This window comes from Algoriphagus locisalis, assembly GCF_900116615.1.
GTDB classification, from domain to species: domain Bacteria; phylum Bacteroidota; class Bacteroidia; order Cytophagales; family Cyclobacteriaceae; genus Algoriphagus; species Algoriphagus locisalis.
On record NZ_FPBF01000001.1, the window covers coordinates 92,893 to 116,176 of the forward strand.

Annotated in this window: 17 protein-coding genes and 1 tRNA gene; 3 read left to right on the plus strand and 15 right to left on the minus strand. The window is 40.6% G+C overall.

Translation table 11 applies throughout. From position 1 onward, the window contains the following. Window positions 1-260: 260 nt before the first annotated feature. The 5 genes from BM386_RS00385 to BM386_RS00395 all read right to left on the minus strand — a co-directional run bounded on the left by BM386_RS00385 (window position 261) and on the right by BM386_RS00395 (window position 2,946). Window positions 261-1,217, minus strand: a complete 957-nt coding sequence (locus BM386_RS00385) for a virulence RhuM family protein/type II toxin-antitoxin system death-on-curing family toxin (protein ID WP_091691093.1) — start codon at window positions 1,215-1,217, stop codon at window positions 261-263. A gap of 136 nt (window positions 1,218-1,353) precedes the next feature. Further along, window positions 1,354-1,518: a tyrosine-type recombinase/integrase gene (locus BM386_RS23850; RefSeq protein ID WP_244545420.1), complete on the minus strand. Its 165-nt coding sequence runs from the start codon at window positions 1,516-1,518 to the stop codon at window positions 1,354-1,356. Window positions 1,519-1,529: 11 nt separating this feature from the next. Next, window positions 1,530-2,126: a tyrosine-type recombinase/integrase gene (locus BM386_RS23855; RefSeq protein ID WP_244545421.1), complete on the minus strand. Its 597-nt coding sequence runs from the start codon at window positions 2,124-2,126 to the stop codon at window positions 1,530-1,532. Between the two features lie 111 nt (window positions 2,127-2,237). Continuing rightward, window positions 2,238-2,426, minus strand: coding sequence for an Arm DNA-binding domain-containing protein (locus tag BM386_RS23860; protein WP_244545456.1), 189 nt, complete (start codon window positions 2,424-2,426; stop codon window positions 2,238-2,240). A gap of 428 nt (window positions 2,427-2,854) precedes the next feature. Continuing rightward, window positions 2,855-2,946 (minus strand) — tRNA-Ser (locus tag BM386_RS00395). Window positions 2,947-3,247: 301 nt separating this feature from the next. On the opposite strand from BM386_RS00395, the gene BM386_RS00400 reads away from it, so the two are divergent. Continuing rightward, a complete protein-coding gene (locus BM386_RS00400) occupies window positions 3,248-3,502 on the plus strand; it encodes a hypothetical protein (protein WP_091691094.1) in 255 nt (84 codons plus the stop codon). A gap of 45 nt (window positions 3,503-3,547) precedes the next feature. On the opposite strand, the gene BM386_RS00405 is transcribed toward BM386_RS00400, so the two are convergent. Further along, window positions 3,548-4,759 (minus strand): S-adenosylmethionine:tRNA ribosyltransferase-isomerase, encoded by a 1,212-nt coding sequence (locus BM386_RS00405; protein ID WP_091691095.1) that lies wholly within the window; start codon window positions 4,757-4,759, stop codon window positions 3,548-3,550. Window positions 4,760-4,830: 71 nt separating this feature from the next. Between BM386_RS00405 and BM386_RS00410 the strand changes: the two genes are divergently transcribed. Beyond that, entirely contained in the window at window positions 4,831-5,913 is a 1,083-nt protein-coding gene (locus BM386_RS00410; RefSeq protein WP_091691096.1) for an o-succinylbenzoate synthase, read from the plus strand. Here BM386_RS00410 and BM386_RS00415 read toward each other — a convergent pair. Further along, window positions 5,910-7,052 (minus strand): lactonase family protein, encoded by a 1,143-nt coding sequence (locus BM386_RS00415; protein WP_091691097.1) that lies wholly within the window; start codon window positions 7,050-7,052, stop codon window positions 5,910-5,912. The genes BM386_RS00410 and BM386_RS00415 overlap by 4 nt on opposite strands. A 174-nt stretch (window positions 7,053-7,226) precedes the next feature. Here BM386_RS00415 and BM386_RS00420 point away from each other — a divergent pair, with 174 nt between their 5' ends. Beyond that, the gene (locus BM386_RS00420) at window positions 7,227-9,761 is read left to right on the plus strand and encodes a phosphoenolpyruvate carboxylase (RefSeq protein ID WP_091691098.1); all 2,535 of its coding nucleotides are present in this window, start codon (window positions 7,227-7,229) and stop codon (window positions 9,759-9,761) included. Window positions 9,762-10,059: 298 nt separating this feature from the next. Here BM386_RS00420 and BM386_RS00425 read toward each other — a convergent pair whose 3' ends face one another. The 8 genes from BM386_RS00425 to BM386_RS00460 form a co-directional block, all read right to left on the minus strand. Next, on the minus strand, window positions 10,060-12,693 hold the full coding sequence (locus BM386_RS00425; RefSeq protein WP_091691896.1) for a valine--tRNA ligase: 2,634 nt from the start codon (window positions 12,691-12,693) through the stop codon (window positions 10,060-10,062). Between the two features lie 295 nt (window positions 12,694-12,988). Beyond that, a complete protein-coding gene (locus BM386_RS00430; protein ID WP_091691099.1) occupies window positions 12,989-14,134 on the minus strand; it encodes an ATP-binding protein in 1,146 nt (381 codons plus the stop codon). A gap of 112 nt (window positions 14,135-14,246) precedes the next feature. Further along, the gene (locus BM386_RS00435; RefSeq protein ID WP_091691100.1) at window positions 14,247-14,603 is read right to left on the minus strand and encodes a DUF4260 domain-containing protein; all 357 of its coding nucleotides are present in this window, start codon (window positions 14,601-14,603) and stop codon (window positions 14,247-14,249) included. A gap of 63 nt (window positions 14,604-14,666) precedes the next feature. Then, entirely contained in the window at window positions 14,667-15,248 is a 582-nt protein-coding gene (locus BM386_RS00440; protein ID WP_091691101.1) for a Crp/Fnr family transcriptional regulator, read from the minus strand. 93 nt (window positions 15,249-15,341) lie between these two features. After that, the gene (locus BM386_RS00445; RefSeq protein WP_091691102.1) at window positions 15,342-16,316 is read right to left on the minus strand and encodes an NAD(P)-dependent alcohol dehydrogenase; all 975 of its coding nucleotides are present in this window, start codon (window positions 16,314-16,316) and stop codon (window positions 15,342-15,344) included. A 214-nt stretch (window positions 16,317-16,530) separates the two neighbouring features. Further along, window positions 16,531-17,910, minus strand: a complete 1,380-nt coding sequence (locus BM386_RS00450; RefSeq protein ID WP_091691103.1) for a RagB/SusD family nutrient uptake outer membrane protein — start codon at window positions 17,908-17,910, stop codon at window positions 16,531-16,533. An 11-nt stretch (window positions 17,911-17,921) separates the two neighbouring features. Continuing rightward, window positions 17,922-20,894, minus strand: coding sequence for a SusC/RagA family TonB-linked outer membrane protein (locus BM386_RS00455; RefSeq protein WP_091691104.1), 2,973 nt, complete (start codon window positions 20,892-20,894; stop codon window positions 17,922-17,924). A 210-nt stretch (window positions 20,895-21,104) separates the two neighbouring features. Further along, a complete protein-coding gene (locus BM386_RS00460) occupies window positions 21,105-22,991 on the minus strand; it encodes a CocE/NonD family hydrolase (protein WP_091691105.1) in 1,887 nt (628 codons plus the stop codon). Between the last annotated feature and the right edge of the window lie 293 nt (window positions 22,992-23,284).

The window sequence follows — 23,284 nt, forward strand, 5'->3', positions numbered from 1 at the left end:
AATTGCATTTTATGCCGTTATCCTAGCTTTAATAGACTACAGCCTCCATGTATTCACCTAACAAAAATCAATGTCATGGAACGTAGGAAAAGATCATTTTTTGAAACTTTTAATCCTGTTTTTATAATGGACTTAGTAAAGTATCGACTAAAGATGTTTTTTTACCAAATAAGAAGGGGTAGAATGAACCTACCCCTAATTGAATAGTATGAGATGGAGATTTTAATAATTTCTATTTAATACACTGATCACCAATTTCTTCACCGTTTCCATCTTCCCGACATTCGTCGGGACAGGCTCTCAGGTTTGCTGGAAGCAATGAACAAGGTTAGGCTTGCTAATGCATCATTGCTGATGATTGAATGTCCTTCGCCATTGTGCAATAGATCATTTGTCTGCAAAAAGAGAAGGAAGCAAGCTGCGGCTATTCTTTTATTGCCATCGACGAAGCCGTGATTTTTGACAATCAGATATAGAAGCGTAGCAGCTTTTTCTTCAAGTGTCGGATAGAAGTCCTCTTCACCAAATCCTTTACTGATTTGTGCAATTGAACTTTCAAAGCTTCCGTCTTTTTCCTTCCCAAATACACCGGATTCAAAATCTGATTTCATTGACAGGATTACCTCTTTGTATTCAGCCATCTCTGGATAATGTGCAGGTCTCTTATTTAACCCTTTTTTATCCAGGTTCTCATGATCATAATCATCGAGCAACTCAAGACCTTTGGCAAAATGATTGAGCCAATCCAAGTTTTGATCTATTGCTTTTTGTTCTATTACCCTGCTTAGGATTCGGATTCCGTCTTTCAGGGTCTGGACTTCTTGTTGCTTCTGAGAAAGCCTTGCCTCATTGATCGCATAGCCTTGAACAAGGAAGTCTTTAAGCCGTTGGGTTGCCCATTGACGGAATTGTGTGCCTCTTTTGGAGTTAACTCGATAACCGACAGCGATTATTACATCTAGGTTATAATGCACTCTTTCTCTTTCAACGGCTCTTTTACCTTCCATTTGAACTGTTCGGAAATTCCGAACAGTTGAGTCTTTGTCCAGTTCTTCAGATTCGAAAATGTGTTTGATATGTTCACTGATGTTTGCTTTACTGGATTTAAAAAGCTCTACTAGCTGGTTGTTTGTCAACCAAGTAGTTTCATTCTCAAATCTTACCTCAATTTGAGTCTGTCCATTTGCTCCTTGATATATTTCGATTTTATTTTCCATTGTTACTGTTCAATTTAAGTTTCATTTTTGAGTTTCTGGCTCTTTATTAAAAAGGGGTGGTCTGAATTCACTGTAGCTTTTCCCTTAACGCCTTCATGTCAAAGCTTATCTTCATATCCAGGATTTTGGCATAATGCTACGTTTGCTTAAGGGATTTGTGTCCCAGCATTTTTGATACGGTTTCAATAAGGACTCCATTGGCCAAGGTTATGGTTGTAGCAAAAGTGTGCCGGGCAATATGAAAGGTGAGCGGTTTATTGATCTCACATACATCCGCGATTTCTTTTAGATAGGAATTCATCTTTTGGTTACTCAATCTGGCAATACATTAGTCCCATCTTTACATTGTGGATGGTCTTGGTACTTTTCAATCAACTGCAATGCTTTTGGCAATAAAGGCAAACGGGTAGGGGAGTCTGTTTTTTGCCGATGGGTATAGATCCACTGTTCTCCGTCAATTCCTGTGGATGTCTGATTTCTGCTGAGGTTTTTGACATCTATATAGGTAAGTCCAGTATAGCAGCTAAAGAGAAAAATATCCCTCACGTGATTTAGCCTGTCAGTCACAAATCTTTTGTTAGTGATAGTTTGGATTTCATGCCAGGTTAAAAAGACGCGATTAACTTCTTTTTTGACCATCTTGAACTGAATAAATGGGTTTTTAAGAAGCCAGCCATTCTTTATGCAGATCAAGACGATTTTCTTAAAGTTGGCCACGTATTTTACTGTGGTATTGTGGCTGCAGTATTGGATAGACCTTAACCAAAAGGAATAGCCAGAGATGAAATCGTAATCAAGAGATTTGATATCCATATCCTCCTTATTGTATTTCCAGCGAATAAAACTTCGCGTATGGTCCAAGGATGTGCGGTAGCGTTGAAGTGTCCCATAGGCAAATTCTTTATCCAATAAGGTCTCTACCTAGTCGTTGTGTAATTGATATATTTCAAGAATCATCCTTTTCTTTTCTCCAATTCCAAGTAACACGTTTTTTAATGCTTCAGAAGTCACTTCCTTATCTTAATCAATTAGCTGTTTTTTCGCCTGAAGTACTTTGTGGTGGAGAGAATCGAGGTAGGCGTTTAAGGTGCGGTCCTCCTCTTTGTTACCGTTTGCCCTTCCAATGGCTGAATTCCAACGTTTTGGGCTCCATAATCTTTTTGTTGACAGGTCTTTAGCTGTTCCGTCAACTGTAATTCGCAAGTACACATACTTGTCTCCTTTGGTGTTTTTTGTCGATTGTTTCAAAAGAAGAGCAATCCGAAGCTTTTTTCTAACATGATTTGATTAGTTAGGTTGAACAAAACTCGGAATGCAAGTTCTAAATCACAAGATGATCAGATATTGAACATTTTGTAATTCAGTATTTTATAAAGATTTCAGAGCGTCTTTTTTTTTGACTAGGCGAACGCCACGAATGACGCACTGGAATTACAGGAAATTATGAAAATTATAGGGGTATGACCGCGATTAAATGCAGCAAAGGCAGTTTTTCCGATTGGTCCACACAGTAGTTTGATTCCCACTGAAAATCATGTAACTAAATGATAGTTAAGTGATTATGATTTATTATAGCAATAAAAAAAAGCGAGTTTACAATTTTTAGGATCGTAACTCGCTCTTTTTCAGTAGCCTACTGGTAGAGAGTGGGGGATTCGAACCCCCGGTACGCTTTGACACGTACGACAGTTTAGCAAACTGCTGGTTTAAGCCACTCACCCAACTCTCTAGATATTTTTACTCGGCTTAGTTTTCGATTTACGATTTCATCCTTTCGATGAATTTTTAGGATGTAAGCTGATTTATTTGCCTCATCCACCTTGTAAAGCGATGCAAATATAAGCCAATTGATTAGACTTTAACAAATCATTACCAGATAGGATTTCTATGATGAATTCTTTTTACTTAAGGGGCTGAAAATCAAATAAAATAATTTGACATTTTCTTACCCAAATTATGAAAAATACCCTGTATAGGGTATAGAATTGAAGTTTAGCGGGGCTAAATTTGTTCGTATTAAAAAGCCAACTATGAAAATCCAAACATCTTCTGCCAAATTTTTGATTGAGAAAAGCGAATTGAAAAATGGATGTGTATCTATTCGTTCAAATTCCCAGGATGAACTAAATCGTTTTTTCGGTTCTTTAGAGATTACCATCACTGATGACTTGTATTATACGTATGAAGTACTTGCATGCAAACAGGAATTTGCCAATGCTATGATTTTAATGGTCAAAGAAATAGACTACTCAGAATTTGCTGAATTCAGTTTGCAAGAAGCTTAAATCTGACTATTCTCAGTCTTCAACTGATTTTTGTTGGTGTTTCTATTAATCTATCCTTAAAAGACTACTATCTCCATAACTTAGAAACCTGTAGTTATTCTCCAGCGCTTCCACATAAACGCGTTTCCAATCATCTCCAAGAATTGTAGCGATTAAGAGAATCAAAGTGGAGCCCGGCTGGTGGAAATTGGTGATTAATCCTTTTACAACCTTGAACTGATATCCGGGAAAAATAAATATCTCTGTGGTTCCCATGATGGTTTCTAAACCCTTTTCCTTCATATAAATAAGAATAGCTTCGTAGGATTTTTGAGCAGACGGCAAACTTTTTCTATCCTCATAAGGAAATAGCTTTTCTATTTTCAATTCCTCATCTTTTCCCTCGATCAACTTTACTCCATACCAATATAGGCTTTCCAAAGTCCGCACGGAGGTAGTTCCAACTGTCACCACATTCCCAAGGTGCAATAGGATCATTTCAATCGTTTCCCGATTCACATGGATTTGCTCGCTGTGCATGGGGTGCTCAGTGACATGAGTTGCTTTGATAGGTTGAAAAGTGCCTGCACTCACATGTAGTGTAACTTGAGCCTCTTTGATTCCTTTGGATTTAAGTTGTTGGAAAATCTCTGGGGTGAAATGTAGCCCCGCTGTAGGAGCAGCGACTGCACCTTCTTTTTCAGAGTAAACTGTCTGATACCGGGATTTATCTTCCTCAATAGGTTTGCGATTCAAATAGGGTGGAAGTGGGACTTCACCGCTGGCTTCAACCACATCCACAAATGCTACATCAGTTCTATCCCAGGAAAATTCTACTTTTCGAGTTTCTCTGTCAATTAATTTGGCTTCAAGGGTTATAGTGCCACCCTGAAATGGAATTTGGCCTTTTAGTACTTCGCTGGGCTTCCATTTTTTTACATTCCCGATCATTGTCTCCCAAATCACGGGATGCTTCGCCAACATGATCTCAGGGATCACTGTAGTAGGAGAGATTGGTTGTAGTAAAAAGATCTCTATTCTAGCTCCTGTTTCCCTCTGAAAAATCAATCGAGCGGGAATTACCTTCGTGTCATTGTAAACCAAAAGCGTGTCTGCCGGAAGCAAATCAGGAATGTTGCTGAAATTTAAATGAGAAATCTGACCGTCCTTGTAGTGCAAAAGTTTAGAAGCATCACGCTTTGCCAATGGGTGCTTGGCGATTTTTTCTTCTGGTAATGTATATTCGTACTCGCGTAAATCTATTGCTGGGATCTGCATGGTGGGGTTAATTTCTGCCTGCAAATATAGCCCAAGTCATTGCAAGTTACTTCCAAAACCTTCCCTAATCCATGTCAGACTCTTCAAAAATCAACTTTGACTATCTTAAGAGAACTTTGATTTTTAAGTTTGACGCAGGTACTTCGAGAGGGGTTTTAAAAACCAAAGAAGTATTTTGGATCAAAGCTTTTTACGCTGATCAACCGGATGTTATAGGTTGGGGAGAAGCTGCACCGCTGGTAAAATTGAGTTTGGATGACCGGGAGGATTTTGAGGGAATTCTAGGAAAAACCTTGTCAGAAATGTGTCAGGTTGCTTTTGTCGAGGATGAAATAGAGGTTTTAAATCAATTAAAGGAACTGATTCCGTTTGAGTTACCAAGTATTCGTTTTGCCTTGGAAGCTGCCATTCTAGATTTGAAGAATGGAGGTCAAAAGAAGGTTCTTGGGAATGATTTTTTTGAAGGAAATAAAACTATTCCAATCAATGGATTGATCTGGATGGGAGAGAAAGAGTTTATGCTGTCTCAGATAAAAGAGAAACTTTCCAATGGCTTTAACTGCATCAAAATGAAAATAGGTGCTATTGATTTTCAGCAGGAATTGGATCTTCTATCCTATATAAGAGATCGTTTCTCAAAAGATCAGATCACACTTAGAGTAGATGCGAACGGTGCCTTTTCTCCAGAAGACGCACTCAAAAAGCTTCAACAACTAGCCCAATATGGTCTGCACAGCATAGAACAGCCAATTGCAGCTGGGAATTGGCAGGCGATGAAGAAGCTTTGCGAAGCTACTGCACTGCCAATCGCACTGGATGAGGAGCTGATAGGAGTGAGGAATAAGGCTGAATTGCTGGATAAAATTCAACCTCAGCATATCATTTTAAAACCCACTTTACTAGGCGGGATTTTAGAAACCAAGGAATGGATTAAGTTGGCAGAAGAAAGAAATATAGGCTGGTGGATGACTTCAGCTTTGGAAAGCAATATTGGTCTGAATGCCGTAGCTCAGCTTGCAGATAGCTTGGCCGCCACTATTCCTCAGGGTTTGGGGACTGGTAAATTATATGAGAATAATCTACATTCTCCTCTGGAAATCGATCAAGGCCACATTCGCTACAATTCCGAGATTGTTTGGGAGCAACCTTCCTAGTCACCAAGTCTGAAAAGATAAACAGGACGGTGAACACTCACCTTCCAGTCCGTTTGGGTGAGCTTTCCTGTGTCCAAATCTCGCTCAAAAACCACAATATCATCACTTGCCTGGTGAGCTGAAAGTAGGTATTTGCCATCTGCGGTCAGATTGAAATTTCTTGGCATGATGCCTCCGGATGTTGTTTGTTGAATTAGCCAATACTTGCCATCATCTTTTTTAGCAAAAACGGAAAGGCTACTAGCATCTCCTCTATTTGAGACATAAATATTTTTTCCATCAGGAGAAAGCCGAACTTCCGCAGCTCCAATAGCTCCTTTATAATCGTCGGCAATGAGAGAAATGCGTTGTTTAGGAGTGATTTTTCCTTCGTCAAAACTTAAGATTTCTAGGGCGGCAGTCATCTCTTGCACGAGCATAATTTCTTTTCCATCCTGGGAAAAAACCAAATGCCTTGGTCCATCACCGGGAGTTGTTTTATAGGCATTGTTTAAAGTCAGTGGTTCAGGAGAATTTGCATCAAAATCATAAACATATACCTCATCAGTTCCCAGGTCGGCCACAAGAAGGTATTTACCATCTGGGCTAAATACCGTGCTGTGAACGTGTGGAGCGCTTTGCCGGCCTTTATTTACACTGCTTCCTTCGTGCTGAATAGTTTGCAGATGGGTTAAATTTCCTTTTTCGTCAATTTTATAAGCACTAAAATTTCCGCCACTATAGTTGGCAGCAGTCAGGAATTTTTCATCTGGAGAAAGTGCCAGATAACAGGGATGATCTCCAAAACTTGGTAATTCAGAAATTTTAGTGAGAGAAGGTTTGTCTGAATTTCTGCTCAGGCTTATAATATTTCCTCCCGGAACATTGTCTATTTCCTCTAAAGTAAAGACCTTGTCTCCAGCTGAATTTGCCAAAACAAAGGAAGGGCTTTTGATGCCTGGAAAGATCGTTCTGATTTCTAATTTTTCTTCCGAAGGAGTAAAATCAAGTTGATTGATTCCCTGAGTTGAATCTTCAGTGTAAGTGCCTACCAGGAAGGAGTAAGTCATGGATGTTTCTATTATTTCTTCAGTTGATTTTTCCGTAGTACAAGAGAAAGAGATAGCGAGAAGTCCTGCCAATAAAAGTGATCGTTGCATAACCGAAAGATATTGAATTATCTGAAATGATGAATTTGTGTTTTTATCGAGAAAAGACTTGTTTGATTGCTGAAAAGTAAGAGAATTGGATTATTTTTTAATGAATAGTCAATAGTTATTTCAGTTTTTAGAATTTTTACTAATTTGCTTAACCATTAAACCGGAAGAAGAATAATGTATAAAACTTATGATACCCAAGTAGCCAAGCGCTTCACCATTTACAACAGTTTATTTTTAGATCTTCCCTTCAATGACATTTACCGTACCGGAACTCTGCTTCCGATTTTAGGGACAGCATGTCAGAATGGTTTCCAAAAAGGATTGACTCCGAAGGAAATTATTGCAGGGTTTTTCGATGAATTGATGCCTGATTCTACTCCTGAGCAGCAATCGGATCTGCTTTTCCAGATGATTCAATACGTTGAACGTCAAGTTGTTTTGTTTGACTCGATCGAGGATGCTGCTTATGAGAAAATCCATGACCTTAAAGGTAAAGGAACAATCAAGGCTTTGGTCGATAGAACTGATAATGACAACAAAAGGGAAGAGCTGATCGAAAAGTTGAAAACGTTCTCAGTACGTCTTACACTTACTGCTCACCCGACGCAGTTTTATCCTGGCAATGTACTCGCGATCATCACAGATCTAGAAAATGCTATCCGCACGGATGATATCGGTAAGATCAACTCACTTTTGCAGCAATTAGGGAAAACAGGCTTCACAAAACGTGAAAAACCTACTCCTTACGATGAAGCTGTCAGCTTGATCTGGTTCCTCGAAAACATTTTCTATGAGAGTATTTCGGATATTATGATTCGACTTCTCGGCTCTTTGAATATTCCGCTTCATGATTGGGATAATCCGGGATTGCTCAAGGTCGGATTCTGGCCAGGAGGAGACCGAGATGGTAATCCATTTGTGACGCACGAGATCACCAAGCAAGTAGCGGCTCGCCTGAAAAAATGGGTTATAAAATGCTATTACAAAGATGTTCGTAAGGTGCGGAGAAGGCTTACTTTCAAGCATGTTGAAGAGATTTTGATCAACATCGAGCGAGGACTTTATTCTACTCTTTTTGAAAATAATCCAGTATATCAAACAAAAGAGCAGTTGCTTGCAGATTTGCTTTCTGCAAGAGAGGGTCTAATCAAGCATCACGAAGGACTTTTCTTGGATGTTTTAGATCAGTTTATTCTCAAAGTAAAAATCTTCGGTTTCCACTTCGCTTGCATGGATATGCGTCAGGATAGCCGGAAGCACGATACGTTGATTGAAGAGATTTTTGCACTTCAAGGTAAAGAACTTCAAGGTTCGGAAGACGAGCAGATAGCCCAGATCATGAGCCTAACTGAACTGCCTGAAATCGATTCTTTACAAGATGAATTCAACCAAGAGATTTTGAAGTCTATGGGCGTGATTGAATCTATCCAGCAGGAAAGTGGGGAGGAGATCATGAATAGATACATTATTTCCAATTGCCAATCCAGAAAGCACCTTCTTGAAGTATTTAAACTGAATAAGTTGATCTTAGGTAAAGGCAAGGAAAATATGCCTTTGGATATTGTACCGCTTTTCGAGACGATTGATGATTTGGCGGAAGCGCCGGAAATCATGACCAGTCTTTACAATATGCCTGAGTACAAAAAGCACTTGGAGTTTAGAGGAAATAAGCAAACGATCATGCTTGGATTCTCGGACGGAACCAAGGATGGTGGATATCTTCAGGCCAACTGGTCAATTCTAAGAGCCAAAGAAGAGATGACCAGAGTTTCCAGAGAGAATGGAATCGAAGTCGTGTTCTTCGATGGTAGAGGTGGACCACCTGCCCGTGGTGGAGGAAATATGCATAATTTCTACGCCTCGCTAGGAGAAAAAGTAGAGAATTCAGAGATCCAGGTTACGATCCAAGGGCAGACGATTTCTGCAAATTACGGTAAGCAAGCGTCTTGTACTTACAACTTTGAGCAACTCCTGAGTGCAGGTCTTGAAAACCATCTGTATGGAGGAGCCGACAAGAATCTAAATACTGAGCAGCGAGCTTTGATAGATGAGCTAGCCGGAGAGGCTTATGAGTCCTATAAGAAATTCAAGAGTCATCCGAAATTTGTTCCATATCTGGAGCATGTGACTCCCTTGAAATATTTTGGAATGACCAATATTGGCTCCAGACCTTTGAAGAGAGGGAAAGGTGAAGGCTTGAAGTTTGAAGATCTTCGTGCTATTCCATTCGTCGGTTCCTGGGCTCAGATGAAGCAGAATATTCCAGGTTTTTATGGAGTCGGAGCGGCGGTTGAGGTGTTGGAAAAGAAAGGGAAATTGGGTGAGTTGAAAGAATTGTATAACAACAGTCTTTTCTTCAGAGCACTTCTTGGGAATTCTATGCAGTCGCTTACGAAATGTTTTTACCCAGCTACAGCATATTTGAAGCAGGATAAGAATTATGGAGAGTTCTGGGAGATCATGTATGATGAGTATCTCAGATCTATTGAAAAACTGAAAGAAGTTTCTTCAATGGAGGAATTGATGGGTGATAATAAAGTGATCAAGAAGTCAATCGAGATTCGTGAGCGTATCGTGTTGCCATTGATTACGGTACAGCAATATGCGATTCAGCAAATCCTTGAAACCGGTAATACCACTGAGGTACTTCAAAAATTGATTTTAAGAAGTATGTTTGGAATAATCAATGCGGCTAGAAACGCTGCATAAGTTCCTAAAGTATAAATGTTAAAGCCCTGTTGAGTTTGAGTTCAACCGGGCTTTTTTAATTTTAGGCACAGAGTTCACGGAGGTTTTCGCAAAAGGCAAGATTTATTTTTCATAACCTTTGAGATTTTCAAAATCTCGAAGTTTTGTTTTATGTGATTAGTTGTGGTCGTTCTTCCAGGAAGATCAAATAAAAAAAACCGAAGACTTTATCAGCCTCCGGTTTTGCAATTATTTTTGAATTATTCAATTCCTTAGGATTTCCTTTGCGCCGTAGCACCTTTGCGGGAGAATTATCATCTTATCCCAGCTTAGCCAAACTCTCTTCCAAAGCCTTAATCTTGGCTTCAGCATCTGCTTGTTTCTTGCGCTCCATTTCGATCACTTGTGCAGGTGCTCCAGCTACAAATCGCTCGTTACTGAGCTTTTTCATCACGGAATTCAGAAAGCCCTTGGTATAATCAATCTCCTTCTGAATGTTCTCCTTTTCCTCTTCTACATTGATAGAATCGCCCATTGGGATAAAGCACTCATCAGACTTCACTACGAAGCTGATTGCATTCTCCACCTTCTCACCGAAGTTTAGCGATGATAAATTCGCTAGCTTATTCAAAACCGCTGAGAATCTTCCGTACAATGCTTCATTTTTAGCATTGATGGTCAAATCCAACGATTCTTTTGGAGACATACCCTTCGAAGCACGTAGGTTTCTCACTTGAGAAACTACCTCGAAAACCTGATTTGCTTCCTCGATGATCTTGCTGTCAAATCCTTTTTCTTGAGGCCAAGAAGCTAATATCAATGATTCTTCTACTGATCTTTCCTTGATTTGGTGCCAAAGCTCTTCGGAGATAAATGGCATAAATGGATGAAGGATTTTCAGAATATCTTCAAACAATTCAATCGTCTTGTCGTAAGTCGCTTGGTCAATTGGATGCTGGTATTCAGGTTTGATCATCTCTAGGTACCACGAGCAGAAATCTCCCCAAACCAATTTGTAGGTAGTCATCAAGGCATCGGAAATCCTGAATTTCTCATAGTGCTCGTTTATTTCTACCAAAGCCTGATTGAATCTGTTTTCAAACCATTCAATACTGGAAGCATTTGCAGAACCATCCAAATTTGGATCTATTTCCCAGCCTTTTACCAGTCGGAACGCATTCCAGATCTTGTTGGCAAAGTTTCTTCCTTGCTCGACCAACTTGTCATCGTAAGGCAAATCATTTCCGGCAGGAGAGGAGAAGAGCATTCCTGTACGTACTCCATCAGCACCGTTTTGTGCGATCAGGTCCAAAGGATCAGGTGAGTTGCCCAAAGACTTGGACATCTTTCTGCCTAGTTTATCACGAACAATACCAGTGAGGTACACATTTTTGAAAGGTTTCTCGCCCATGTATTCGTAGCCAGCAATGACCATACGCGCCACCCAGAAGAATAGAATCTCCGGTGCAGTTACCAAGTCATTAGTTGGGTAGTAATATTTTAATTCCTCATTCGGCTTGCCCGTAGTGAATACTTCCGGATCAAACACAGAGATAGGCCAAAGCCAAGAGCTAAACCAAGTATCCAAAACATCTTCGTCTTGCTGTAAATCAGCCAAAGTAAACGTACCGTCAAATTGCTCATTGGCAAGTTGCAAGGCTTCCTCGGCAGTTTTAGCAACTACAAATTCTCCGTTTGGAAGGTGATAAGCGGGAATTCTATGTCCCCACCACAGTTGACGGGAGATACACCAGTCGCGTACATTGTCCATCCAAGCACGATACATGTTCTTGAATTTCGGTGGATACAATTGGATGATATCTTCCAATACAGCCTTTTGGGCTGGTTTGGTGATCTCATCCATTTTCAGGAACCACTGCAAAGAAAGCTTTGGCTCGATGACCGCATCAGTTCTTTCGGAGTGACCTACGTTAGATTTGTAGTCTTCTATTTTCTCCAACTGATCGATTTCCTTCAGTTTCTTGCCGATCATTTTTCTGGCAACAAAACGATCTTCGCCAACCAGAATCTGGGCTTTTTCATTCAGCGTTCCGTCATCATTCAGGATGTCGATTACTTCCAGTTTATGCTTCAGTCCAAGTTCGTAATCATTGATGTCGTGAGCGGGAGTTACTTTCAGGCAACCTGTACCAAACTCCATGTCCACGTACTCATCCTCGATGATTGGGATGGCTTTATTGATCAGCGGAACGATGGCTTTCTTGCCTTTCAGATGCGTAAATCTAGGATCATTTGGATTGACGCAGATTGCCACATCCGCCATTATCGTCTCAGGACGCGTGGTAGCGATAGTAAGGAATTCATTTTCCGTCCCTTCGATCTGATATTTGATGTAATAAAGCTTAGACGCAATTTCTTTGGTGATTACCTCGTCATCGGATAGGGCTGTTTTGCCTTTGGGATCCCAGTTGACCATTCGGATACCACGATAGATTTTCCCTTTTTGGTGCAAATCCACGAAAACAGAAATTACCGCATCGCTCAAGCCTGCATCCATGGTAAAGGCCGTGCGGTCCCAATCACAGGAAGCACCCAACTTCTTCAGTTGGTCTAGTATAATCCCGCCGTATTTTTCTTTCCATTCCCAGGCATGCTCCAGGAATTTCTCACGGGTAAGGGACTTTTTATCGATTCCCTGTTCCTTCAGCAAGTTTACTACTTTGGTCTCGGTAGCGATCGAAGCATGATCAGTTCCCGGAACCCAAAGTGCATTTTTGCCCTGCATTCTAGCCCGACGGATCAATACATCCTGAATGGTATTGTTCAGCATATGCCCCATGTGTAAGACGCCTGTAACGTTTGGTGGAGGCATGGTAATCACATAAGGTTCCTTGTTAGGATCTACTTTCGATGAAAAAAGCTTGTGCTCCATCCAGTAGGCATACCACTTGGCTTCGGTAGCTGCTGGATCGTATTTGCTGGCAATAGACATAATCGGATTTGTATTTAGAGGGGCAAAAATAGGGAAAAAGCCAATTTCGGAGGCATGATTGTGGAATCCTTTTTTAACCATGGAGGTCACGGAGGTTTCGCGGAGAGCGCTATTCATATTTTTTTACCAATAAACGTATTATTCTTTTGCCCTGGTCTTTGTTGTCTTGCTTCTCCAGAAGCAGGTCATTAGTATTTTACCGCAAAGACCGCGGAGGATTGCGCAGAGTACACATTTTTAGAGTTGCCCTGCTTCTCCAGAATCTGGGATTCCTTAAGTATTGAGAGTTCTTGATTTATAAATTTTGAAAATTACTGATTTGAATACCTTCTCGTTCTTGGTTTAGACTTCCTGCGTAAATGAGTTTCGCAGCACTTTCAGGTGCTATTTTTCGGAAGTATTTCAAGCCTTTGAGAAAATCTGAATGATAGGTTTCTGAAGATTTGATTTCTATAGCCGTCAATTTCCCGCTATTTTCTTGCAAAAGATCCACTTCGTTTTGATTGCTGTCCCGCCAGTAGTACATGGCTGGAATATGTCCAGAATTGAGTTCTTTTTTCATGAGTTCTAAAATCACTAGGTTTTCAAATAAGGAACCCCGTGCAAAATGTACATTCAAATCTTCTGCACGCTTGATCCCCAATAGGCTGCACAGTACACCGGTGTCATAAAAATACACTTTCGGTGATTTCAAAATCCGCTTGTTGAAATTGCGATAATAGGAAGGAAGTCTAAATGCTATAAAGGATGTTTCCAATACGGAAAGCCAAGCATTTACGGTTTTCTGATCGATTCCCAGTTCATTTGAGAAATTGCTTTGATTGAAGATCTGGCCAACTCTTCCCGCTAGCAATTGGAGAAACTTTTGAAAATTACCCAAATCCATCACATTTAGGATCTGCCTCACGTCACGCTCGATGTAAGTTTGGATGTAATTGGGATAGTAGTCGTTTGGAGAGATGTCAAACTGATATTTTCTAGGATATCCACCATTTACAGTCAGTGCTTCCCATGATTGCAGTTGGATATGAGGGGGTAATTCTGCCTTTGAAAATGGAAGTAAGTTCAACATAGCCACCCGTCCAGCTAGGGATTGGGTGATTTGATTAGAAAGGAGGAAATTTTGAGACCCGGTAAGTATATATTCTCCCGGTATATTTCTTTCGTCAGTCAATACCTGTAAATAGGAGAATAACTCTGGTACCCACTGAACTTCATCCAAAATAACTCCATTTTGATAAGATCTGAGAAAAGCCAGAGGATCAGATTTAGCGAAATTCCTCGCTTCCGGCAATTCCAGATTTACATAAGTAAAATCTGGTCTCAATCTTTTGGCGAAAGTGGTTTTTCCGGATTGACGGGGGCCAGTAATAGCTAATAAGGGGAATTTACTTAATAGTGATAGAGCCTTGTCTTTTATATGTCGATCAAAATAATCCATTTTATGTAATTTTGGAATTAGATTCCTAATTTACATAAAATAGTGATTAATCAAAACAATTATCTGAAAATGAGTTAGTTGGATTTGAGTTTTCTTATGTTAATCCCTGATTTCATCTCTTTTTTCCTATTTTTTCCAGATGCGTATGGTGAAAACTATCGTTAAATTTCAAACCATAGCCCATCATTCTATCCAAAGAAATGTGCGCAAATAAGATAAGCCCAGCTAGGATCCAATACTCATTTTCAAATACCAATCCATAGCATGCGATACCGGCAGCCACTAACCGGTTATGGAATAGATTATAAATGAAAGCTCCAATTTTCGGATTAAATAAATACCCGATCATTCCTACGTCTGGAACCAACAAGAGTGCTGGAAACCACCACCAGGCAAAGTCTAAAGTGCTGAAAAGATAAATGCTGAGTAGGAATAGTGCAGCTTCTTCCAATTTTAATAAGTTCCTCATTGTTAATTGTTTTAGTGTTGAGGCAAAATTGGCAAGTAGCAAGGAGGGCGCTCTTGATAAAAATCAAGAAGATTGGCTGAGTTGCTTATTTCTGATTCTGCTGAAAGTTTCCGGTGTCATGCCAAGCATGGAGGCGATGTATTGGAGCGGAACTTGGTTGAAAAGCTCCTTATTGTATTCAAAGAAATGCAAATACCGTTCTTCGGCAGTCATGGAAAGGTGGGTGAAAACCCGGTCTTCTAAAAAGGTAAAGCATTTGGCGATAAATAGCTTTTCCAACTCATGCCAATTGGGAACTACATTTCCGATGGACTTATAGTCTTCTCCGCTGATGGTGAAAAGCTCAGCATCCGTCAAGGCTTCAATGGTCCAGCGTGCCGGGGTGTCAAAAAGCAAACTGGAAAGATCTGCTACAAAATAACCAGGAGTAGAAATCCACTGGGTGACTTCCTTGTCCTCCGTTTGCTTGTAAATTCTCATAAGCCCTGATTTAATAAAACTGAGCTTTCTTGAAGGTGTACCTGTTTTCAAAAAGCAATCCCCTTTTTTCATTGATTGTAAATGAAAGCGCGAGCTGATAGCCTGCAAACTCTCTTCTGGCATCACACCAAAGTAGCTGATAAGATTGTTTTCTAATGCTGTCATTAGTTCAGTGAAAATAGTGTTTTTTTTACCGCAAAGGGACCGCGGAGGGCAAAGCTTTAAACTTAACTGTCATATTCAGAATTTGAGAAATTTTTATTCACTCACCCTGATCACCACCTTTCCTGTATGCTTCCCATCTCCAAAATACTGAATTAGTCTAGGGGTGTCTTCAAGAGGATAAGGGCCGTCTATTTCAGGTCTGATTTTCTTTTGGATGACCAGTTGGGCTATTTGATCCAATCCTTCATTAGGTTTTAGGCTAAGGATTTGAAGCTTTTTTTTAGAGAATAAAGAGAAAATCTTACCCCAAAAAAGGACGGAGATTAAACTGGAGGGATTACCACCTATGGATACATAGATTCCAGATGGTTTTAAAGCCCGTAAGTATGAAAATGGGGATTTATTTGTCTTGCAATCCAGAATTAGATCATAGGTTTCTCCAGATTTTGTGAAGTCCACCTTTCTATAATCAATGACCTGATCGAAGCCTAGTGACTTCATCATATTTAGTTTCTCGCCTGAATCCACTCCAGTCACATGGCATTCACTAAGTTTTGCCAGTTGAAGACCTATAGTTCCTACGCCGCCTCCGCCACCGTTAATGAGTACTTTCTGTCCCTTCTCAATCTTTCCTATATCCTGAAGCGCTTGCAGTGCTAGGGTAGAAGCGTGAGGGATCGCAGCTGCTAGTTCAAAATTCAGTTCATCAGGCTTGACAAGGACAGCATCCTCATGGATACAGATGTATTCTGCAAAAGTCCCAAAACCAAATCCTGAAATATCTCCATAAACTGCATCACCCAATTTAAGCTTAGTCACTTTTGTCCCAATACCCTCAACAACTCCTGAAAGCTCCATCCCCGCGATTGGATTTTTAGGTTTTGAAATGCCAAACATGAGTCTATACAAATAAGGCTTACCACGGACTAGGCTCCAATCATAATCATTGATTGGAGTAGAATGTATTTTAATCAAAACCTCATTATCACTGGGAATAGGCATAGTTACTTCTTTTAATGCCAGTGCCTCTTCCGGTTTTCCGTACTTTTCAAAAATGATTGCTTTCATCTATTTTAACTTTTCTTAAAAAGAAGAGTAGTGGTAGTAGTTATGCCTAATCATCAGCTAATTGGATTTAGGTTGGAAATACTGTTTTAATTTATTCTTTCAGAAATTATCCTAGATGAAGCTAGCTGATTTTAAGTTTCGGCATTTCCATAAAATTTTAGAAATGAAAAGGGAAGCTGCTAACAACTTCCCTATATAATAATCATTTAGGATTTTAATTCCCAACATATTCATCCCAGCTCAATTCTGCTTGTGGATGAGGGAATTGTGTGAAAATAGCTCCTCCATCATAGGATGTAGGGATGTCGCTAAGGCGATCATATCGTCTGGCATCTATCCATCTATGTCCCCAAGGCTCTGCCCAAAGCGAGTATCTTCTTTGATATAAAATCTCATCTATCAAAGCTGATGTGGAGGTAGCACCTGTGTATGGACCTATTCCAGCTGCATTTCGAATTATGTTGATAGCCTCTACTGCGTCATCAGCTTGATTTAAGTTAGCATGAGCTTCTGCCTTAAGTAGAATCAGTTCTTCATTTCTGATAAAAGGAATAGGAACTGTGTTGTTTGACCATCTAGCATCTTGATGTGTACCAACTAATGCACCGGCATCTGTGGTTACGGTGACAGGATTAGTTCGCTCAAGGAATTTGCTTTGAACGCGTAGGTCACCTGGTGTCGCATCATCCAGCACAGAAGGGTGCACTACGATGATGGTGTTCACAGCTGCATTCGGCAAATAAAAGAGTGGGTTGAAAATGTCTGGTGCTGCTCCATAAGGATGAGCAGGGCCTGCATTTAGATTTCCATTCAGATCCATAAATGACCCATTGAGCGCAGTCAAAACACCTTGCCAATCTTCTCGGTAGGCATTAAGCCTAGCTGCAATTGCTCTATTGACTTGCTGAAGCCCTGCGATGGTGTTGAAGCCATTGAATCCACTGGTCAGTCTGAAAGGGAAGTCTCCTGAACCTGCGCTGGAAAATGCTTGAAAACCTTCGTCTAAAATAGTATTGATCTGATCAAGTGCTTGCTCATAGCTTACAAATGGGCCTGGATTCAGAGGATCAGTCACATCCATTCGGATTCCATTTTGATAGACAAAATTCGCTGGAATCATAAACTGGTATCCTTGGATTGTTTTGGCAAACCCAATAACTGCACTTTTTTGAGCATCAGTGATATTAACAGTATTTTCAGCAGCTAATTGCAGTACATCGGCTTGTTTGATGGATTGGTATGGCGTGGCCCAAGACCCTCCACCGGTATTGCCAAATCCAAAGTAGGATCGATCTGGAACTCGGCCATTCTGGCCTAGCCAATCCGTTTGAAACCTTGGGTCAGAGGCATTGAGATACCATATTTCCCGGCCAAAGGTATTCCATGCTTGGGAAATGTTAGTCACATAGCCTCGATGTCTGGATTCCAATCCAGTAATTAGAAATTGTATCTGTTCGGAGCTGGCATTATTAGCTATACTTCCGATTGATGGATTATTAGGATCCTGGATATCGTCGAATTCCAAAGGATTACATCCAGCGATCATAGTGGCTGCAATCATAGCAAATCCTATATTTCTTGTTGTTTTTTTCATGATGAGTCGGATTAAAAGTCAATGGTTACGTGAAAGAAAATCCTTCTGGAAGTAGGGTATGGAGCAATATCCACGTTGTTAGCTACAGCTTGAGCTCCAAAGGTGGAAGTCTCAGGATCATAGCCTTCATAATCGGTGAATAGGAATGCATTGTTGACAGAAGAGCCTACACGTAGATTCTGAACAGTGTTTCCAAACCAGTTAGTAAGAGTTTCTTTAGGTAAAGTATAATAAAGGCCTATTTCACGGACTTTCACGAATGAAGCGTCCTGAACCCATCGACCAGCATTGTTGTATGGTTCTGGTTCTCTTTGTCTTCCATTTGGAATTCCATCTCCATTATCATCATCAAACCACCCGTTGGTCGTTCCTCCTCCATCAGACAAGAAGGAAGAAAGGTTTACATTTTCTCCGCCGCTTCTCCAATCTACTAGGAAGGAGAATTCAATCCCTTTATAGATACTGAATGAGTTGGAGAAAGAAAGATTGAAGTCTGGTTGTGCATCTCCCCATATCGTAAATCCTCCTGGAATGGAAGGATCTGCTGGCGTACCCACAATAGTGGTAGGAGAGTAACCTTCAGCATATAGAAATGTACCAAGTCCGGATCCAAAACCTCCTGAAATGTAGGTAGGGATGCCCAGTCTTGTCATTTCTATATCATTTTGCCAGTATAGAATTCTTGAGAACCATCTGAAGTTTGAATTATCTACTAATGTACCTGACAGACTTAGTTCCAATCCTTTGTTTTGAAGTTCTGCCTCATTACTTGGTGTAGTGTTCACACCAGTTGATGGTGCCAGATTAAGGTTTTGAAGGTTGTTTTGCGTGTTTTTGATGTAGTAAGTAGCTTCCAGACTAATTCGATTGTTAAAGAAACCTGCATCCACACCGAACTCAAGTTCAGAAGCAGTCTCTGGCTGAATCTGAGTATTTCCAATGGAAGTAGAAACAGTTGAACCTAGCAATCCACCTATGTTAGTTCCACCCAATGGCGTGAAAGTAGCTCCAAATGGCACTGGACCAGCAGTCTCTCCGTAAGCTAGTCTTGGCTTCAATTGACTGATTACTGTGCTATTCCAGAAGTCAAAATTTCCCAGATTAAAAGCCACACTTGCTCTTGGGAATGCATAGTATTCGTTTGGATCTCCATTCAGTGTGGATTTGTCCCATCTGATGCCTAACGTTCCTATGATCTTATCTTCCCAGTTTGCTTCTTGCTGAAGGAAAACCCCTGCTTCTTGGATTTTGCTGTTGAATTGTTCGTTGATCTCCTGAATATTGGCTTGTTTTAGGTTTCTCTGTCCCGGAACTAATCCTCTGCCTCTATTGAATAAGGAGTTGTTGTCAAAATCCAGACGGACAAGACCTGCTTGTGAGTTCATGTTGATACTGCCTAGATTCCAGTTGTAAACCAATGCAGCTTGAAAGTTGGTGTTAAAACTTTCCTGTCTTCCTACGAAGAGGTCTCCCGGGTTAGCCTGAGCTCTCTGAAACTGTAAGAACTCTGGAAGGTAGATTTGAGTGGAGTTCTGCAAATAGTCCAAACCTCCTGATACAGTTGCTTTCAAAAAGCTATTCTGAGTTTTTAGAATGTCAAAATCTAACGTAAACGCTTGAATAAAACGATTTACTAAAGAGTTGTTCTGAGCATTGTCTGTTACAGAAACAGGGTTTTCAGAGAAGTACGGGTTTACAGGATAAGTTCCATCTTCATTTCTTCTCAAGTCAAAATAATTGGGTACATAAGAAATGCTATATCCTATACTTGCTCCCGTATTATTTTGATTACCAGTGAAGCCTCTATCCGTGTTGGATCTAATGTAGTTGGTGGAGACTCCTAACCTGATTCTGTCCGTGATCTTTTGATCTATATTGGCGCGAATAGAATAACGCTCAAATCCTGTGTTTTTGACCGTTCCATCTTCGTTGGTGATATTTCCAGAAACAAAGAATTTAGTCTTTTCTGTACCACCAGAAACATTAATTCTGGTGTTTAAAAGTAAGGCAGTATTGTTATAAAAATAATCTTCATAATCTATAAAAGTACCGCTTGCCTCAGCTGCTCTGTAGCGCTCAAGCTCTATGGGTCTTCTTGACTCAGGGAAGAAGAAATTAATTTTCTCCTCACTCCAATCATCCACCCCTAGTAATCTCAATGGCTTGGCAAAGCCTATATCCTGAGATAGAGAGACGTTAGTTCTGCCTTCAGCACCACGTTTAGTGGTGATGATGATTACTCCGGCATTGGCACGAGTTCCATAGATAGCTGCTGCTGAAGGCCCTTTCAGCACTTCTATATTTTCAATGTCTGCTGGGTTTATATCTGCAAGTCTGTTCGCTCCATCATCTTGGTTTGATCCACCTGCGCCGGATACTGTAGCTCTACCTGTACGTTGGGAGGCGTTATTGATATACACTCCATCTACAATGATTAGTGGCTGAGACGCCCCTTGTAAGCTGGAGATACCTCTAAGCTGAATAGAGATTCCTCCGCCTGGAGCTCCACCGTTTGATCGGATCGTAGCACCAGGTACTTTTCCGTAAAGTGCGCCATCCGTCGTTTGAATCGTTGTTGTACCAGTGAGATCTCTTGAGGAGACTGACGTGACGGCGTTTGCAAGGTTACTGCGTTTTACAGAAGATGCTAGGCCTGTTACTACTACTTCTTCCAAGTTTGTAGCATCTTGATTCAGTTGGATGTTTACTTCGGTTTGATTTTGATTTACTGTAATGGTTTTTTTTAAATACCCTATAGATGAGACTATCAGCTCTACGCTTCCTGAGCTGCTAATATCCAAGGAGTAATTTCCATCCAGATCAGTCACTGCTCCTGAAGTAGTTCCTTTTATAAGGATACTGGCTCCAATGAGTGGCTCGCCTGTTCTTTCATCGGACACAGTACCCCTAATGTTGTATTGTGCCCACGATACTCCAATCGTACAGAAAAGGAGTATCATCGTGAGTAAAGGTTTGTTTATCATAGTTTGTAGGTTAAATATTAAATCCTCTATAAAATCCTAAAAAATATCCTTACTTTCTATTGTTTGCTTGGAATTTTTCTCCTTTTTGTTCAAATAGGTACATTATTGCCTAATTGAAACTAGCTTATTCGTATTTCTGAATTACCAATTAAAAAAAGGAGAGAACTTAATCTCTCCTTTTTTTAATTGGGTGTGGGATTGTGTTCTAAGTTACTTCACTATCGGCAACACAATTCTACTCAGATTCTTTCCACCATGATGAATGGAGTTGGTTGCAATAACGCCTTCAGTCTCATCGTAGGTATTTCCGCCCGTATTCATATTTCTATCGAAGCGAGGGAAGTTAGAGCTGCTAACTTCGATACGGATTCTATGTCCTTTGTCAAAATAGTTTGAGGTACTCATTGGAGTCATTTTCACTTCGTAAACTTCCCCATCTTCCATCCAAACTTCTTTGTCGTATCCATCTCGGTAGCGTACACGCTGGATAGTTTCGTCTAGATTGTATGCTTTTCCGTCTGGATAGACATCTATCAGTTTGATCGTTACATCTGTGTCTTTTGCATCAGAAGAAAGGTATAAGTAGGATTCGATAAAACCGGAAACCTCGATTCCCTCTTCCAGAACATCTGAAGTATAAACCAAGATATCATCGCGCTTCTCTATCTCAGACTGATCTTTGGAGCCACCTCCACCATCAATTGCATTTCCTGTACAGCAGACATTGCCGCCATAGGAAGTTACGGGGTTCATTGGGTCATACTTGAACGTATCAGGATTATCTTTTCTAGGTTTTTTCGCAGTGAGTTTTCCATCACCGTTAAGCGTATTTGCTTTGCCTTCTGAGTCCAAATACATCGTAGTCATCACTGCATCTGCAGGAGGCCAAACATCTGAGGTCTGCCATTTATTGGAGCCCATGGTATAATATTGTACACGTGGCATTTTCTCCAATACTTCAGACTTTTCACCTTTCAGCCATACATCAAACCATGCAGTAATAATCTCATCGTAATTCAATCTAGCATCACCCACATTCAGATCACCCACCATAGTATTTTCTGTAGCACGGGTGTAGGAGCAGTGAAGTACCGGAGCGATCACCAGGTATTGATTGTCTCTCGCCATCTGCGAAACTGCATTTTCCCGCGCATGATTGAAAAGTGCAATGTTTGGCCCGGCTGATACATCAAACCAGGAGACAAACCAGAAGCTTGGCTTATCAAAAGGCATATCATCATGATACAATCCCCCTTCAAACCATTTAGTGTCGTTAGGTTTTCTGGTGATCATCTCTTCGTAGATTCCCATCGGGCCATTCTGATTTTTGATAATATCCTGAATAGGAAGGTGGCTCAAGGCTTCTTTGGAATCAATTCTTGGATATTCAGGAGACATATCATAGAATCTCTGTAGTCTAAGTAAGTCCTTCTGAGTAATGTCTTTTGGTAGTTTAGGCGCCATCGGATCGTGTTGTACACTATAGAGCCAATTAGTAAATAGCATTTGCCCAGCACCACCTCGGTACCAGTTTCCTTGCTCATTAAATTCCCCCACTCGGCCAACACCTGCTCCATAGCCTTGAGGCACTAGCGCCGCCAATGCTGGGTGATCTAAAGAAGCAACTGCCATTTGCCACTCAGCAGTGGAGGAACATCCCAGCAAACCGACTTTTCCATTACTCCAAGATTGCTTGCTCATCCATTCAAATGCATCATTGCCATCCGTCAGCGGCACTCCAAGTATGTCCCAATCACCCTCAGAAAAGTACCTGCCACGTTCATTTTGAACCACATAGGCATAGCCTTTTTCTACCCAGGAAAGGGCAGTTTGCATGGTACGGGTGTTCATTTCACCATTTCCCCACGTATTGAAATTGTAGGGAGTACGAGAAAATACGATTGGAAATTTACCTTCTCCTTTGGGACGATAAATATCAGTGGCTAGTCGGACGCCATCCCGCATGGGCATCATGACTTTCTGATCTACGATAGCGATTTCATCCAGCTGATCTATGATGCTTTTTTCTTGGGAAAAAGCTACAGATACCATCATGACCAATAGTATCGTGAGGTAGGTTTTGTAAAGAAGTTTCATTTTAAATGGGTTTCAGTATGAACCTAAGTTAGTAAAGAGTGCGGAAATAGTGGGGATAAAGTGATGATTGGTTGTTTTTGGGTACTTCAACCGCATTAGGTTAGTATCTACTTAAAGGTTGATTATATTCCATTGAATAGGAATTTCCAGATCGGAGTTAATTGAAATTTAGCTCTGAGTAGCCAATAGTCAAGTAGCCAAAGACTTATAGAGATAAGCCGAAAATGAATTCCGGCTACTTCAGCTTTTAGACTTTTCATTTCATACATAAAGTCTAAATTTGCACTCCTAAC